Origin of the sequence: Cellulophaga sp. BC115SP, assembly GCF_009905545.1 — a bacterium.
Lineage (GTDB): Bacteria > Bacteroidota > Bacteroidia > Cytophagales > Spirosomataceae > Flectobacillus > Flectobacillus rivi.
The window spans coordinates 41,324-58,618 of sequence record NZ_JAAALB010000001.1 but is presented as its reverse complement, the minus strand read 5'-3'; the positions used below and the strand labels follow the sequence as shown (position 1 = coordinate 58,618).

At 36.8% G+C, this 17,295-nt stretch carries 13 protein-coding genes; 8 read left to right on the top strand and 5 right to left on the bottom strand.

What is annotated here, in order from left to right; all coding sequences use genetic code 11:
- Positions 1-30: 30 nt before the first annotated feature.
- From GVN22_RS00240 to GVN22_RS00230, 3 genes are all read left to right on the top strand, one after another.
- A complete protein-coding gene (locus GVN22_RS00240) occupies positions 31-1,530 on the top strand; it encodes a RagB/SusD family nutrient uptake outer membrane protein (RefSeq protein WP_166549063.1) in 1,500 nt (499 codons plus the stop codon).
- A 29-nt stretch (positions 1,531-1,559) separates the two neighbouring features.
- On the top strand, positions 1,560-3,140 hold the full coding sequence (locus GVN22_RS00235) for a PKD domain-containing protein (protein ID WP_166549062.1): 1,581 nt from the start codon (positions 1,560-1,562) through the stop codon (positions 3,138-3,140).
- A gap of 120 nt (positions 3,141-3,260) precedes the next feature.
- Positions 3,261-4,868 (top strand): family 16 glycosylhydrolase, encoded by a 1,608-nt coding sequence (locus GVN22_RS00230; protein ID WP_166549061.1) that lies wholly within the window; start codon positions 3,261-3,263, stop codon positions 4,866-4,868.
- 489 nt (positions 4,869-5,357) lie between these two features.
- Here GVN22_RS00230 and proS read toward each other — a convergent pair whose 3' ends face one another.
- Positions 5,358-6,836, bottom strand: coding sequence for a proline--tRNA ligase (gene proS, locus GVN22_RS00225; RefSeq protein WP_166549060.1), 1,479 nt, complete (start codon positions 6,834-6,836; stop codon positions 5,358-5,360).
- 533 nt (positions 6,837-7,369) lie between these two features.
- Here proS and GVN22_RS00220 point away from each other — a divergent pair.
- Complete coding sequence (locus GVN22_RS00220) at positions 7,370-8,470, top strand: hypothetical protein (RefSeq protein ID WP_166549059.1); 1,101 nt, start codon at positions 7,370-7,372, stop codon at positions 8,468-8,470.
- A gap of 166 nt (positions 8,471-8,636) precedes the next feature.
- A complete protein-coding gene (locus tag GVN22_RS00215; RefSeq protein ID WP_166549058.1) occupies positions 8,637-10,289 on the top strand; it encodes a hypothetical protein in 1,653 nt (550 codons plus the stop codon).
- Between the two features lie 54 nt (positions 10,290-10,343).
- Here the strand turns inward: GVN22_RS00215 and GVN22_RS00210 are convergent, their stop codons facing one another.
- From GVN22_RS00210 to GVN22_RS00200, 3 genes are all read right to left on the bottom strand, one after another.
- Entirely contained in the window at positions 10,344-10,868 is a 525-nt protein-coding gene (locus tag GVN22_RS00210) for a shikimate kinase (RefSeq protein ID WP_166549057.1), read from the bottom strand.
- Positions 10,869-10,901: 33 nt separating this feature from the next.
- Positions 10,902-12,002 carry a BT_3928 family protein gene (locus tag GVN22_RS00205; RefSeq protein ID WP_166549056.1) on the bottom strand — a complete coding sequence of 367 codons (1,101 nt, stop codon included), beginning with the start codon at positions 12,000-12,002 and terminating at the stop codon, positions 10,902-10,904.
- A gap of 332 nt (positions 12,003-12,334) precedes the next feature.
- Positions 12,335-12,895, bottom strand: a complete 561-nt coding sequence (locus GVN22_RS00200) for a DUF1599 domain-containing protein (protein ID WP_166549055.1) — start codon at positions 12,893-12,895, stop codon at positions 12,335-12,337.
- A 216-nt stretch (positions 12,896-13,111) separates the two neighbouring features.
- Here GVN22_RS00200 and folP point away from each other — a divergent pair, with 216 nt between their 5' ends.
- Entirely contained in the window at positions 13,112-13,948 is an 837-nt protein-coding gene (folP, locus tag GVN22_RS00195) for a dihydropteroate synthase (RefSeq protein ID WP_166549054.1), read from the top strand.
- A 352-nt stretch (positions 13,949-14,300) separates the two neighbouring features.
- Positions 14,301-15,545 carry a lipopolysaccharide assembly protein LapB gene (locus GVN22_RS00190; protein WP_166549053.1) on the top strand — a complete coding sequence of 415 codons (1,245 nt, stop codon included), beginning with the start codon at positions 14,301-14,303 and terminating at the stop codon, positions 15,543-15,545.
- A gap of 75 nt (positions 15,546-15,620) precedes the next feature.
- Here GVN22_RS00190 and GVN22_RS00185 read toward each other — a convergent pair whose 3' ends face one another.
- Positions 15,621-16,466, bottom strand: a complete 846-nt coding sequence (locus GVN22_RS00185) for a lysophospholipid acyltransferase family protein (protein WP_166549052.1) — start codon at positions 16,464-16,466, stop codon at positions 15,621-15,623.
- 204 nt (positions 16,467-16,670) lie between these two features.
- Here GVN22_RS00185 and GVN22_RS00180 point away from each other — a divergent pair, with 204 nt between their 5' ends.
- Complete coding sequence (locus GVN22_RS00180; protein WP_166549051.1) at positions 16,671-17,279, top strand: WbqC family protein; 609 nt, start codon at positions 16,671-16,673, stop codon at positions 17,277-17,279.
- The last annotated feature ends 16 nt before the right edge of the window (positions 17,280-17,295 follow it).

Here is a 17,295-nt window from a genome sequence, read left to right as displayed (position 1 = left end):
ACACTGAGAACAATAACTCGGTACTGGATTATGAATACGAAAAAATACATATATACATTCTTGGTCATTGGGGCACTTTGTGGAGGATGTACCCAATGGGTTGACTACAGTCCAAAGGACGATTACAAGGTAACAGATGCTGATTACCTTAAATCTGAAACCGACTATAGAAGTATGGGAGTAAGTGTTTACACACCAATTCAATGGCTAAATCAGGTGGTTCCTATTGGAGATATCGCCTCTGATAATGCGGTTGCGGGAGGTGAGAATGCCTCTGACGTACTGAGCTTACAACAAATTGATGACTTTTTGGTAAACAGTCAAAACGGAACTTTAACCGAAATCTGGAAGGCTGCTTATGAAGGAATAAACCGTGCTAATTATCTCTATCAATATAAAGATACCAATCCATCAGGCGAAGCTGTCAACTTTACTGGAAAAGACGCATTGTATGGTGAGGTGGCATTTTTGAGAGCCTATCACTACTTCACTTTGGTTAAAGTGTTTGGTAATGTTCCATTGTTTGTAGATAAAAAATTGGGTATTGCTGATTCTAGAACACTCAAGCAAGCTAAACCTGCCGAGATTTATGCTCAGATTGAAAAGGATTTGACAAATGCTATTGCGGTATTACCAACTAATGACCCAAAGAATGGACGCATTACCAAATATGCAGCTCAAGCACTTCTTGGTAAGGTATATCTCTATCAAAATAAGTTTGACGCCGCTGCACCAGTACTCAAAAGTGTGGTTGATGGTCCTTATACTTTGGTCAATAATTTCGGAAATATCTTCTTGCAATCTGGCGAAAATGGTTCTGAAGCTGTATTTGAAATTCAATATTCTAATGCTTCACCTTATTACAACTGGGGTGGTACTACTCGTGGACAAGGTAACTATGCTGTGCAACAATGTGGTATTCGTGGATTGACGGGCAATAGCCCTTATGCTGCTGGTTGGAGTACTAATTTGCCTACTCAAGATTTGGCGAATGCCTATGAAGCAGGCGATACCCGTAAGGCTGTTACTTGTTTAGATATCGAGGCATATAAGACTGCTAATCCAAGTATGAATATTACGTATCAGGTAGCACCATACAAAAATACGGGTCTTTATAATCAGAAATATCTTCCTCGTAAAGGAGAGTCGAGCGGACAAATTGAATTGAACTATTTGAATAATCAGCGTATCATTCGCTTGTCGGATGTGTATTTGATGTACGCAGAGGCATTAAACCGCAAAGCTTCTCCAGATGATGCAACGGCTTTGGTATATCTAAATAAGGTTCGTCAAAGAGCATTTGGCGATAATAACCACAATTTGTCTGCTACTGGCACAAGTCTTCGTGATGCTATCTGGAAAGAGCGCCGTCTCGAACTTGGTATGGAGGGCGACCGCTTTTTTGACCTCGTAAGAACAGGTCAGGCAGCTACAAAATTGACGGGTTTTAAAGTGGGTAAAAATGAAATCTTCCCAATTCCTCAAGTCGAAATAGAAGTTTCTGGACTTGTACAAAACCCTGGTTATTAATCTCAATCTCCATTTTTTCTTTGAAAAACATGAATCTTAAAAATATAGCATCCAGCATTGGATTGGCATTGGCAGTATTCGTATTGCCATCTTGTCAAGACCAACTCTATAATGATATTGCATTTGTGGATAAAGCAAGTGCCCCAAGTAAGCTTTCGGCTTTATTTGAAATCACCCAAGATAATACGGGTATGGTAACCATAACACCTAACGGCGAAGGGGTTGCCTACTTTTCGGTTGCTTCGGGTTTAGCAGGTGCTACACCAGCTACAGTCAACCCTGGTGGAAAAGTTCAGTGGAAATATCCTGAAGGCAATCATAGTGTTGTAGTGAAAGGCTTTAATGTAGGAGGAAAAAGCACCGAAACGACTTTACCATTAACGGTATCTTTCAAAGCTCCAGAAAACGTCGAAATGACTGCCACCATTGATCCGACTAATCCTAAAAAGGTCAATGTTACAGCTAAAGGTTTGTACGAAACTAATTTCAAAGCCTATTTCGGTGAAACTGCAAATGAGGTGCCTGTTTCATTCAATGAAGGGCAAACCATCAGCTATACTTACAACTCTGTTGGTACATTCACTATCAAAGTCGTAGCGTTGAGTGGCGGTGCTGCTAGCACAACGGTTACCCAAAATGTAACAATTGTGAGTCCTGTGATGCTGCCGTTGGATTTCGAAACTGCTGGACAAGAATATACTTTCTCAAACTTCGATGGAGGTTCTGTAAGCATTATCAATAACCCTCAGAAAAGTGGTATCAATACTTCTTCAAGAGTGGGTAGAATGATCAAATTTGCAGGTCAGCCTTGGGGTGGAAGTTTGATTACTTTAGGCAGCGCGATAGATTTTTCTGTGAATAAATTCTTTGCTATGAAAGTGTTCTCTCCAAGAGTGGGCGCGAAGGTGTTATTAAAGGTTGAAAATGCTACCGATGGAAGTGTTAGCTATGAAAAAGAAGTAGCTACCACAAAAGCCAATGCTTGGGAAGACCTAAGTTTTGATTTTAGTGCTATCAATACCACGAAGTCATACCATAAAGTTGTACTTATTTTTGATTTAGGGACAATGGGTGATGGCTCAGCCAATTACACTTTCTTATTTGATGATATTCGTTTGTACAAGCCAGTCACTGCTGAAAGTCTGACCGTGCCGTTGACATTTGAATCTTCTAGCTTAAAATACGATTTCGTCAATTTTGATGGAGGAAATGCGAGTGTTGTTGACAATCCACAAAAGACAGGTATTAATACTTCCTTGAAGGTAGGTAAAATGGTTAAATCCGCTGGACAAACTTGGGGAGGTTCATTTATCACTTTAGAATCGCCAATTGATTTTTCTGCTAAAAAAACCTTTAAAATGAAGGTGTATTCTCCACGAGTAGGAGCTAAAGTCCTTTTAAAAGTGGAAAATCTAACCAATGGAGCAGTCAGTTTTGAAAAAGAAGTAACCACCACCAAAGCTAATGCGTGGGAAGAACTAACCTTCGACTATAGTGGCATCAATGCAAGTCAGTCATATCAAAAAATAGTGCTGATTTTTGATTTGGGAACAATGGGAGATGGGTCAGCCAATTTTACTTATTGGTTTGATGATATTATTCTTCAATAAAATGGAGTAAAAAAGGAATATGTCTGAGTAATAGTGCGACATGAGCAATACATCATTTCCACTATTACTCATTAGACTAATTTTCTAGAATTATTTATTCATGTTTAGATTTTGACTCTTATGAAATATACAATAAAATCAATCACAACGCTTTTGTTTGCAAGCGCACTTGGTCTAACAGCCTGTAAGCAAACAGAATTTGGTTTTGGTGATATTATTACTCCAAGCAACTTGACTGTAGTCGCTGATGTGATTGGAGTAGATGCTAATAATCCAAATGGTAATGGAACAGGAAGTGTTAATATCGCTGCACAAGCAGGGCAAGCACTTTCTTACAAGATTGACTTTGGCGATGGTAATTCACAGATGGTTCCTTCGGGAAAGGTCGCTTACAAATATGCCAATCCTGGAACTAACGAATATGTGGTTTCAGTAAATGCGATTGGGACTGGTGGTGCAATGACAACACTTAGTAAAAAGGTAAAAGTGTTCGTAGCATTCGAAATACCGAGTAATATCCTAACGGCAATGACAGGTTCAGGCTCGAAAGTTTGGATTACAGATAATGAGGCAATAGGTCATGTGGGTGTAGGTCCTTCGGATGGTTTTACTCCAAGTTGGTATGCTGCCGATCCAAACCAAAGACCAGCTTGTTTGTATGATGATGAAATTACTTTTGCCAAGACTGCCAATAATCAAATTACTTTGAATGTTGATAATAAAGGTCAATCATCTTTGATAGGAGCTGCTACTTCATTCTACGGTGTTTCAGGACCAGATGGTTGCTATGATATTAGTACAGGAGGAACAAAAGCGCTAACTTTTTCACCAGCAACTACGGCTTCTACCACATCAAACTCAACAAGAGTACAGTTTAAAGTACCAGGAAATGGAATCGTAAATTTTGGAACAGGTGGTACCAGTTATGAAATTTTAGCACTTTCAGAAAACAACATGACGCTCAGAAGTATCGGCTCTGATGGTAATGCGTGGTATATGAAACTGAAACCTAAGTCAGCTACGACGCCAGTCACTGAAAAGAAACTAGTTTGGTCTGACGAATTTAATACTGATGGTGCTCCAAACCCAGCAGTATGGGGATATGATTTGGGCAATAATAATGGCTGGGGAAACAATGAAGTTCAATATTACACAAATCGTGCAGATAATGCGGTAGTACAAGGTGGTGTTTTGAAAATTACTGCTAAAAAAGAGAGTTATCAAGGCTCAAACTATACCTCTGCTCGTTTACTTTCCCTCAATAAGTATTCATTTACCTACGGTCGTGTCGATATTCGTGCCAAACTGCCTGCTGGTGGTGGTACTTGGCCAGCTCTTTGGATGCTTGGGTCAAATATTCAAACAGTAGGTTGGCCTGCTTGTGGTGAAATAGATATCATGGAAATGGTTGGTAACAAACCTAATGTTATCTTAGGAACTGTTCATCATCCAAATCACTCAGGTGGCAATGCTGATGGCGGAAGTACAACTATTACAAATGCTTCCACAGAGTTTCATACCTATTCTTTGGATTGGTCGGCAAGCAGCATTAAGTTTTATGTTGATGATAAATTATTTTACACTTTTGCCAATAATAGTTCATTGCCATTTAATAAAGACTTCTTCTTTATCATGAATATTGCCATGGGAGGGAACCTAGGTGGAACGATTGATCCAGCCTTTACTTCTGCAACTATGGAAGTTGACTATATCAGAGTTTACCAGTAAAAGGAAGATTCAATAGCACGATATCATTTCTCATTGAGCGGATGAGTAATTATGTTTAAATTAGTATTCTAGCCGTAGAGACGCAATGCTTTGCATCTTAAGGCTAAACATAGTATAGAAGTATCAAAAAAGGCGTTCGAAAATTGTTTTTCGAACGCCTTTTTTGATAAAAACGTGGAGAATAATCTCAATCCTAAAAATCAGGGATGACTCATGTTTTTGGTAATGAAGCTGTTTAAACTTTCGTAAAATTGCTTGCGTCAGCAATGAATTTATACTGTTTGAGCGCAGCGAGTTTATAAATTCTTGATTTTTTTGTTACTTTTTGTATTAAGACAAAAAGTAAGACGAAGAATTAATCAATAAAATATATTTTTTAAAAGTTAAAACAGCTTCAATATCAATGCTTTAGATGCAAATCAATGGGTTTCTACAAGTAAAATTTAACTGAAGATAATTACTGGTTGCATAATCGCATTTTACTAAATCCTAGTAAGCTCTTGCAAAGATTACACGACGAGATGAAGGATTTCCTGTGTAAATACATTTGCCTTCTTCTTCTTTCGCATCCAAAGGAATACAACGAATGGTTGCTTTGGTTAATTCTTTAATTTTTTCTTCTGTTTCTGAAGAACCATCCCAGTGAGCAGATATAAACCCTGGTTTTTCATCCAACGTTTTTACAAATTCATCCCATGAGTCAACTTCAAGGGTATTTTCTGTTCTGAAAGACAGAGCACGGTTATAAATATTTTCTTGGATTTCTTCCAATAGATTTTGAATAACCTCTACTACGCCTTCGATTTCATACGTCTTTTTCTCTTTTGTATCACGACGAGCAATTTCAACAGTGCCGTTGGCAAGGTCACGAGCACCAATTGCCAAACGTACTGGAACACCTTTCAATTCGTATTCAGCAAATTTGAAGCCTGGAGATTGTTTATCTGAATTGTCAAATTTAACTGAGATGCCTAATTTCTTCAAAGCTTTAACGATAGGTAATACTTTTTCAGAAATAGCTTCTAATTGTTCAGCACCTTTAAAAATCGGAACAATTACCACTTGAATTGGTGCCAATTTTGGAGGCAATACCAAGCCTTCATCATCAGAGTGAGCCATAATCAATGCTCCCATCAAACGTGTAGATACCCCCCACGAAGTACCCCAAACATAATCTTGTTGGTTTTCTTTGTTAGAGAACTTTACATCAAAAGCTTTTGCAAAGTTTTGACCCAAGAAGTGAGAAGTACCTGCCTGAAGAGCTTTTCCATCTTGCATCATTGCTTCGATACAGTAAGTATCATCCGCACCTGCAAAACGCTCGTTGGCAGTCTTTTTACCACGAATAACTGGTACAGCCATAAATTCCTCGGCGAATGTGGCATATACTTCCAACATTTGCTCAGTTTCAGCAATTGCTTCCTCTTTAGTAGCGTGCGCAGTGTGACCTTCTTGCCACAAGAACTCAGCAGTACGCAAAAACAAACGCGTACGCATTTCCCAACGCACAACGTTAGCCCATTGGTTAATCAAAAGTGGAAGGTCACGATATGACTGAATCCAGTTTTTATAGGTACTCCAAATAATAGCCTCAGACGTTGGGCGAACCACTAACTCTTCTTCAAGGCGAGCATTGGGGTCAACAATTAATTTTCCTTTATTTTCAGGGTCGTTTTTCAAACGATAGTGTGTAACTACAGCACATTCTTTAGCAAAACCCTCTGCATTTTTTTCTTCAGCTTCAAATAAACTTTTCGGTACAAAAAGTGGGAAATAAGCATTTGTATGTCCTGTTTCTTTGAACATATCGTCCAAAGCACGTTGCATTTTTTCCCAAATAGAATAACCGTAAGGTTTGATTACCATACAGCCTCTAACGGCAGAATTTTCGGCTAAATCGGCACGCTTAACAAGTTCGTTGTACCACTCAGAATAATTTTCGCTACGTTTTGGTAAGCCTTTGCTCATGGGTTGTTTTATGGTTGGTTAATGCCTATTAGCTTAAAATAAAATTAGAATAACGCTAAATCGGCGAAAAATGTACAAAACTAATGGGGGAAAACGTTCTTTTAATAGTCTAAATACCAAAAATGAATATAAAATAAGTATTTGTTATCCATTCGGTTAGGTTTGAGACTATGGTAATGGTATGCTGAAAAGTAGTACCATAACTATTACTAAATAACAAAACTCTAACCTCAACTAAGCCTTATTTAGTTCATTTTCAAAGTATTGGATAATTGGAACATTTAAAGATTTAATTTTGTTAATGTTGTGTTAATTATCTTGCAAAGATAAGTTTTTGTAGTAAGTTTGTTACAAGAAATTTTTGCTAAGTTGTTAATCTGTCCAGTTTGTCTTAGAAAAAGACAATTCAATGCATTATTAATAGCATACTGGCAACAATTTGAAAACCTAGCAAAATTCACTGATTGCTGATAAATATTAATAAATTATTTGTTTTATTGACAATACTCCTACAATCTAAAATTCAAACAGCTATGAGCCTTCAGCATTCAATAAAGCACCTTTCAGCTATAGCGTTGATAGGTTTAGTTTGGGGTTGTAATACCTCCAAACAAGCAATTGTTTCAAAAAGCTCAAGTGGTGAAGTTTACGACGACTTGTACGCATCGACAAGTGACGTAAGACCCACTACTTTGGGTGGGCGCATATACAATGAGCAAGGTTATGACGAATCAACCTATCAAGCTCCAGTATATCGCAATGGTAGTTCTACTAACAATTCGGCACAGGGAACCAATGAATATTATTCTCAGAATTGGTTAAACTCTCGTTCTGTTTATCAAAACCAAGACGATTATTCTGCTGGCTATAATAATGGCTACAGCAATGGTTTTGCTAATGGTTTAAACAACGGATATGGCAATTATGGTCTAAATAACTGGTATTCAAATCCAGCTATTTCATTCGGACTTGGATATAGTCGTTGGTCTCCTTTTGGTTATTCAACAATGGGATACTACGACCCATTGTATTCTAATTTCTATGATCCATACTGGGGCTGGTCAAGTAGTCGTTGGATGTACGGTAACTCATTTGGTTATGGATACAGTCCTTATGGCTATGGAGGTTTTTATGATCCTTATGGTTATGGATATTCATCGTTAGCTTACGGTGGCTATTATGGAGGTTACTACGGCGGCTATTATAACAACTACAATAGCTATGTAGGTTCTGTTATTGGCGCTGAGACTCCAGCTAAGTATCGTTCAAGACCAGCTTATGCAGCTTCGGCATATAACTCGGACTTCAACAATAATAGAGGAGCAGCCTATAATCGTGGTAGTCGTACCAATGCAGATTATTCAAATACCAACTCAGACTATTATTCACGTCCGAGAAGAGATGGTAGCAGTGCTAACTACAACTCGGGTACTACTACGAACTCTTCAAGAAGTGCTAACAGTAGCTATTCTAACGGTCGCAACAATTCTTGGGATTGGTCTTCCAACAACAATAATAGCAGAACAACCAATACGAATACCAATTCAACTTGGAACAATTCTTCAAGTGGAAGTTCATCAAGCGGTAGCTCAGGTGGCGGAGGCGGCGGAGGTCGTTCACGTGGTCCAAGATAATATTAACAAATGATTAACACTCGAAGCCTCGCAGAGTTGTACTTTGTGAGGCTTTTTTACGTTAAATTAGCAACAAAGTCCGTTAGACTACCTCTGAATGATGAGGGGTAATTCTTCTAGAACTGTCCTTATTGTAAAGAATATGATTTTAAACCGTAAGAATAACATGAAAGATATTCGTAAAGTATTACTTGCGTCTCTACTTATGAGTTCGATAAGCGCTAGTTTTGCACAAGATAATAATTATGATGCACTGTCGAGACTCTTTTCACAAACAGCACCAAGCGGTTCTGCTCGATTTCAAGCATTAGGTGGTAACCATTCGGCTTTGGGAGCAGATATCTCTTCCAATTCAAGTAACCCTGCTGGTCTGGGTTTTTATACTCGCTCTGAATTTTCTATTTCACCATCCTTCCAAATCAATTCAAACGCTAGTAGTTATATCGACACCAAGAAAACTAACGCTAATACCGATAATTTTAATATAGCCAACATTGGGATTGTATTTGGTGGACAAGAGCCAAGATATAAAGATAGCTGGAGAGGTAGTTGGTCGATTTCTTATAATAGACAAAGCTCATTATACAACAAGGTGAGTTTTGCAGGACGTAATCTTCAGAGTTCACTAATGGATAGTTTTGGAGAGATTACAAACCGAGATATTAAAGACAATGGTTTAAGCTTACAAGACTTTAAAGATGGTTTGACTAATGATGCGCCTAACTTTTATTACCAATCAGATATGTATTATTGGTCATTTTTGATTAATCCAAATGGGACTAGCTCTGACCCATTTGTTGGCGCAGAAGGAGGAAAGTCAGTCGACCAGCGATATGATTTTCAAGCATCTGGTCGAACAAGCCAGTGGACGATTGGGTATGGAGGAACTGCCAATGAGAAGTTCTATATTGGTTTCTCTTTGGGATTACCTAGTTTTAGATACGAAACTCAAACTGATTTTAGTGAGAATATCGTAAACTATGACGCCATTCGTTCGTTTGCGTTTTCTAAGTATCTAACTACAACAGGACAAGGTATTAACTTAACGGTTGGAACGATTATTAAACCTACCAATAATTTCCGTATTGGAGCTACTATTACTACGCCAACTTGGTATTCGATAGATGAAACTACTTCATCGACCTTAAATGTAGATGTAGATCCTAGTAAAACAGGAGGTATTCAGCTTTCTTCAGATGTACTATCGGGAGGAAATACGATAGGAAGTAAATTAGTTTCTCTGGGATATGGCATTAATACCACTGGAGGAACTTCATATATCACACGTATTCCTAAATTATCTACTCAGCCAGTGAGTTCAAATTATGAGTTGAGAACTCCGTTCAAAGCTAGTGGAGGAGTTGCCTATTTCTTTGGTAAAAAGGGCTTTTTATCGGCAGATGTTGAATATGTAGCTTATAAAGGCATGAAATTAAGTACGAATATGAACGATGCTTATTTCAAAGGAGATTTAGATTATTACACTAAGTCGATTCAGAATACGTATAAAAATGTCTTGAATATAAAAGTGGGTGGAGAATATCGTATGGGCTTATTTGCAGCACGTGGAGGCTTTGCTTATTATCAAAACCCTTACAATTCAAACTTTGACAACGATGCAGTCAACCGTGCAATGATGGTGTATTCAGCAGGTGTTGGTATCAAAACAGGAACATTCTACGTAGATTTGACAGGCTTGTATGGTAAAACACAACAAGCATATAACCCTTATGTGTTGAACGATTCGTCTTTATATGCAACAGCCATTATGAACCAAAGCTGGACCAGAGGCGTGTTGACATTTGGGGTGTATTTCTAAGAAATAAAATCATTAAAAAAGGGGCTCCAGTAAATCTGGAGACCCTTTTTTCGTTTATGATTGTTTTTCCTTTATTTCATCCAACAACCAAAGTAATTGCTGTACTTCTATGCTTCCGTCTATTTTAATGTCGGCTCTCATATAAAAGGGAAGGCGAGTTTCATGACGCTTTTTAATGTCATCTAGTAAAGCTTGATTATTACTACTCTTATTAATGAGAGGTCGATTATTGGCATCAGATAGTTTGATGCGTTTGAATAAATCTTCAGGCTGTACATTGAGAAAAACACTGATACCATTTGCTTTGATAAAATCCATATTATCAAAAAAACATGGAACTCCACCGCCAGTAGCAATGACCAATTTTTGATTAGGAGAAAACTGTTTTAAGATTTTACTTTCTACTTCTCTAAAATGGTTTTCACCATTCCATTTAAAAATTTCAGGAATAGTTTGATTTTCATGGCGTTCAATCAACTCATCCATATCTACAAATTTATATCCTATGGCTTTGGCTAATTGTCTTCCAAGGGTGCTTTTCCCTGAAGAGGGCATTCCTACTAAAAATATATTTTTCATATTGGTTAACATCGAATGGCCTTTTGGCAAAAGCTATTGCAATTTTGATAAAACTTCTTCTTTATCAGGCGTTGCCTTATTAGACCACTTGCCTTTTACAGTACCATCCTGCAACAACCAGATTACAGGGTTGGCACGAGCAATGGTTTTTAAAACTTTAACATCAGCATTTAATACTGTAACATTTAACTGATTTTGCTTGATAAAATTTTGAGCAGCATCATCTGTCGAAGCGGTTACAAACCAAACTGTTACATCAGATCCTTTGAGTCCTTGAATCAACTGCTTAATATTATCAATATGTCCTAAATTCGCTTTTTCAACAAATGGACTCACAATCATTAACTTCTTTCCAACAAAACTTTCTGCTTTGTAATCAATAGAATCACCTGTTCTGTAAAGGTTATAATCTGTAATACGGGCTTTGGCAGCATCCTCATTCAACTGAATCATCTGTTTGAATTTCCAAGTTGTATCTGTTGGATACTCCATAAATTCTTGCTCTTTGCCATCTTTCTCCATGATATACTTAAATTTAGGAGCTTCGGCAGGCTTCATGTTGTTCTGGATATTCTCACCAATAGCATAAGGAAGTCCATCATTTACAGGCAAATAATTGACAGCGTATGTGCCTAGTGCCAAACAAAATACTAAAGAGGCTGCTACTACCCAACCTGTTTTTTTGTCAGCAAAAATATGACGTTGCCACAATATAATTAGGATAAAAAACATCAAAACCATGTCCTTGATAAATGAAGTCCAAGGCTTTAACTTGATGGCTTCTCCGAAACAACCACAATCGGTTACTTTGTTGAAATAAGCAGAATAAAAAGTCAAAAACCCAAAGAAAACAACTGTGGCCAACAATATCCAAGAGGCACTTTTGAGTTTGTACTGAACCAGTAAGCATACGCCTAATACCAACTCTAGTGTACACAAGAAAATAGATACATATAATGCAAAAGGTACCCAGAAATGCCAAAAGCCAGCCATCCAAGGAAAATCAGTCGCGAATACATCGAAGTATTCTTCGAGCTTGATTTCGGTACCAATAGGGTCGTTGAGCTTGATGAGTCCTGAGAAAATAAATATTATACCAACAAAGATTCGGGAAAAATGCGCGAGAAATTTCATGATAGATAAAAAGGGGATTCTTGTATGTATTAGGGCTAAAATGTGAAATGTTAGATTGGATAGAAAACTTTAAAACAACCAAAAATATGCCATTTTTGAAAGTATAGCTAAATATACAAGTATTCAACCAAAATACATTTCAATTATTTTCTAGATGAAAGAACAAAATTAAGACAGCTCATTACATAAAACTGTTAATGAACTGTTAAAATGGAAATGAAAATGAGAAGATTATAGAGTTTTAAATAGATGATCGTTAATAGTCTTGTTTTGTAGAAATATTAAAATCACTTTCAAATTATCAAATCTTCACATTTTCAAATTCAAAGAAACTACTGTTGCTGTTGTTGCTGTTGCGCCATACCCATTTGAATAAGACAAAAAACAGCATAATTCAACATATCTTGATAGTTGGCTTCAACGCCTTCTGAAACTAAAGTTTGACCTTGATTATCTTCAATTTGTTTCGTTCTGAAGATTTTCATCAAAATTAAATCTGTCATTGAGCTTACACGCATATCGCGCCACGCCTCACCATAATCGTGATTTTTGTTTAATAACAAATTCAAGGTTTTAGTTACTTGTTCATCGTACAAATCACCTAATTCTTGCTCAGAGAACTCCATTTGTGATGAATTATCCAACTGCTTTTGAATCATCGCGATAATACAATAGTTGATGATGCCGATGAATTCACCTTCAATACCATCATCAATTTTCTGAACACCTTTTTCTTGAATAGAACGAATACGTTGTGCTTTAATAAAAATCTGGTCTGTCAGACTAGGCAAACGCAGAATACGCCAAGAGGTGCCATAATCTTTATTTTTTTTCTGGAAAAGCTCTCTACAAATTGTAATTATTTGACGATACTCAAATTCTGTTTTTGTCATTTTGGGAAAATCTGTTGCTAAATATCTGCCATTTATTGAATCTTAGCTGGATACAGATGGGTTATCTATGTGAAATGTTTTTGCAAAAATACCGCATTCAGTTCAAAATTCTAATAATATTCTTTGAATCAGTTCTAGAATCTAGTTTAAGGATATCATTGTGTGCCAAGTTTAGATTTGCTTTTATCTTTGCACCATTAACTTTTATATGTGCGTATGACTACTTTAATTAATTGCCGTGGCAAACTTATAGATCTTGCTCAACCTCGTGTCATGGGGATTTTGAATATTACTCCTGACTCTTTTTTTGAAAGAAGCCGTGTGCATACCGTGGAGGAAATACTAAAACAGGCAGAAAAAATGCTCTCGTCAGGAGCAACTTTTCTGGATTTGGGAGGGCATTCTACTCGTCCAGGAGCAATGCCTGTGTCAGAGGAGGAAGAAATCAAAAGAGTTTTACCTGCCACCGAAGTTATCCTAAAACATTTTCCAGAGGCATTAATTTCTATTGATACTTTTCGGTCGAATGTCGCCAAAGCTTGTGTCGAAGCAGGAGCAGTGATCGTCAACGACGTATCAGGTGGTTTGTTGGACGATAAAATGTACGAAACCGTAGCCAGTTTTGGCGATGTGCCCTACATCCTTATGCACATGCGTGGAACCATCGAAACTATGACGCAGTTGACGCATTATAATAATCTAGTGTTGGATGTTTTGGATGACTTACAACAAAAAGTTGCCAAATTAAGAGCATTCAACCAACGTGATATTATCTTAGATTTGGGTTTTGGTTTTGCCAAAAACCTTGATCAAAATTATGAATTGCTCAATCACTTACCAGATTTCGAGGTGATGAATTTGCCAATGTTAGTTGGTGTTTCAAGAAAATCTATGATTTGGCGAAAATTAGATATTTTGGCTTCTGAGGCGCTCAACGGAACAACGGCGCTCAATGCTGTCGCTTTGATGAAAGGAGCCAATATCCTAAGAGTTCACGACGTAAAAGAGGCAATAGAGACCATTAGTTTGATTAAAGCTGTAAATGCGAGGTAAGTTAGTGGGCAAAATAAAATCTAATTTTTCTGTTTTAGGCACTAAGCAAAAGGCACAAGGCAAAGAGTGTTAAAATATTTTTAATAATCACAAACATACTTTTTTCCAAAGCCCACCGCCGAAAGCCGTTACCAGAAAGCCTAAGCACAATCTTAAATTTTGAGCTTTCGGCTTTCAGACCTGAGTATTCGTCAAATAGTTATCTACCGTTACAAAAAAAAACACTCTTTGCCTTGTGCCTGTTGCCTTTTCCCTAAAAGAACAAAAAACTATTTATTTAGTTTTGTAATTAAAAATTTAGTTATAAATTCGAAGGGTAAATATCATAAACCTTATTACCCTTCGAATTACTATGAAGAGACTCCTATTACTCCCTCTTTTTATTCTTCTATTTCATACCTTGACTATTGGTCAAAGTGGATACAATTCTTGGCAAGATTTGATTGCTAAAGGTCAATATGCTAAAGCAATTCAGTTTTTATCTGCTAAAGAAGATACCCTTTCTCAAAATAATTTAATGACTTTAGCTTTTTGTCATCAAAAGTTAGGACATCTTCCTCAGGCCAAAAAGTATTATTTACAGCTATTGGAAAAAAATCCTGAATCTCAAGAACTCTTGATGAGCTTGGCTGGCATTTCAGACAGAGAATTAAATGCTTCTCAATCCTTAGTGTATTACCAAAAATTGGCATCACTTGATACAACGAATCATTTTTATTTGAAGGAAGTGGCAAGAAATATGGTAAAGCAAAGAAAAATTGAAGAAGGAATTTCTTTACTTGAAAAAGCTGTAAAATTAGATTCTTCTGATATCGATGCATTGGCAGATGTTTCCAATCTTCTGCTCAATGAGATGCACGAGGAGCAAGCAATTATATATATTAAAAAAGGGATGAGGCTAGATAGCAATTCAATCAAGTTACGACAATTGCGTGCTAGATATGCCTATCGGAACTTCGATTATGAACAAGTACGAAAGGATTTGAAGTACACCCTTTCAAAAGGGGATTCTACTGTTTTGTATCAGCGATTATTGGCAACTTCCTATTTTTATTTGGATAGTTTGGCTCAGTCCATATTTCTCTTCAATCGTCTGATAGAAAGGGGAGATGATAATGAATTGGTTCGTGCGGGCTTAGGATATGCTTTACTCGCTACAACAGATCAAAATATGATTATCAAAGGAACACAAAGTATGTTTACCGCAATTAAGCTTGGAACTTCAGAAAAGATTTCAGATTATCGGATGGCCATTGCCGACGCTAACGTTCGATTGAAAGAATATAACTGGGCAGCAAAAGAGTATAAACATATCATAGATACCTACCAACGCCCTAAAGCCATTTTTAAACTAGCAGAACTTTATGAAAAGCATCTAAAGGATGCTGAATTAAGTAAAATCTTTTACCAAGAATACGCTAGAACTTGTCAGCTAGAAAAAAGTAAGAAGAATATAGATTGTTCGAATCTAAATGTAGCCTTACAAAAACTCAACCTAGCACCAATGCCCAAAATCTATGCACAGGATATAAAAGGTGTAAAAGCTGATTCATTAAGAATCGATACTACAGATTCATTGCAGGTGGAGGATCATTAAAAAAAGGCATCAGGCAAAAAGGGGATAGGCAACAAGGTTATTGTTCAATCCCCTCTTTGCCTAGTGCCTTACCCCTCATTTACTTCTCTTATGCTTAAACCTTCTATGTGACCAGAGCCAGTCGGATGGGTTTTCTTGAATAGATTTTTCCAAAGTTCTTGCATATATTTCCGTGATTTCACCCATTTGATATTGCTCATAAGGTCGTTCTACCAATAGCGAATAATTGATTACATATCTTCCACGACGCTTACGAACCATTTCTCCATAAAGAATCGGATAGTTGAAACTACGAGCCATTTTCTCGGTACCTAAAAAGAAATCAGTTTCTTGGTGTAAAAAGGTAGTCCAATAAGCCAAATCAGGTGTTTCAGCAGCTTGGTCTGAGATAATCCCTACAATACGAGGTTGGCCTTTCTTTTTTACCATTTCACGAAAAGTTTGCTTCATCGGAATGGGCGTAATATTAAAACGAGAACGGATGGTGTACATCAGTTTGTCAAAAAACGGACTTGAAAGTGGTTTGTAAATCACATCGATAAGTACGCCTGTTTGCGTTGTTCTTGGCGGTACAAGTTCCCAGCAATTGATATGGCTCGACATAATTAGCATCACCTCATTATTACGCAAGCATTCATCAATCACTTCTTGTCCATTGATCTCTACCATTTTCTCTAAGTCTTTTACCGAAATTGTGAGTAATTTTAGGGACTCAACAATCACATCGCACAAGTTATGATAAAAAGCTTTGGCGAGTAGATCGTATTCTTTCGCTGTTTTTTCTGGAAAAGAATTTTGTAAATTTATTAGAACTACCTTTCTACGATACTTAATTAAGTAGTAGGTTACAAAAAATAGGAAATCCGAAAAACCATACAAAAGCGGCATAGGAAGCCTAGAAAGCATTCTAAAAAATAACATATAAGAGAGTTGATAAAAATCAGATTACTACTGAATTATGGTAGTGTATTTATTTTAATAATATTCGAAACACTCAATATTTTAGAATAACAAATTCCAAATAAACATTGGTAAATTCTGCGAAAAAAGATTTTTTAACTTAAAAAATCGGCAAAAAGTTGCTTAATATTTGAAAAATTACCCCAAATTCATTATTTTAGATAAATGATTATTGATTTACATTATCTGCCAAGCCTAGAGTATTTTGCTTGCATATTGCAACACGACACTATTCAGATTGAGGCTTACGAACATTACGAAAAGCAAAGTTACCGAAATCGTTGTAAAATACTTGCTTCAAATAAAATTGATGTACTTTCTGTTCCAGTACAGAATGGAAACTCAAAAATTCTGGTGAAAGACATTAAAGTAGAATATCATCAAGACTGGGTACGTCGTCATTGGGGAGCTATTTATTCGGCTTACGGAAAAGCACCATTTTTTGAATACTATGCAGACTATTTTGCAAAAATATTTGAAAAGAAACCTGACTTTTTGTTCGATTTAAATATGGAGTTGCTGACAATTTGTCTTAAACTTTTAAAAGTCGAAAAAAATATTATATTTACGAATGAATACGAAAAAGTAGCTCAAAACGATTACAGAGGGCAAATACATCCGAAAAGGTCTTACAGCCAAAATAATATTTATGAGCCAGTAGAGTATCGGCAGAATTTTGGCAGTGATTTTGAGCCAAACTTATCAATCCTCGACTTATTGTTTTGTCAGGGAAATCAAGCCAGAAAGATACTTGAGCAATCAACTCTCAAATGAACAAACTTGGCGAATT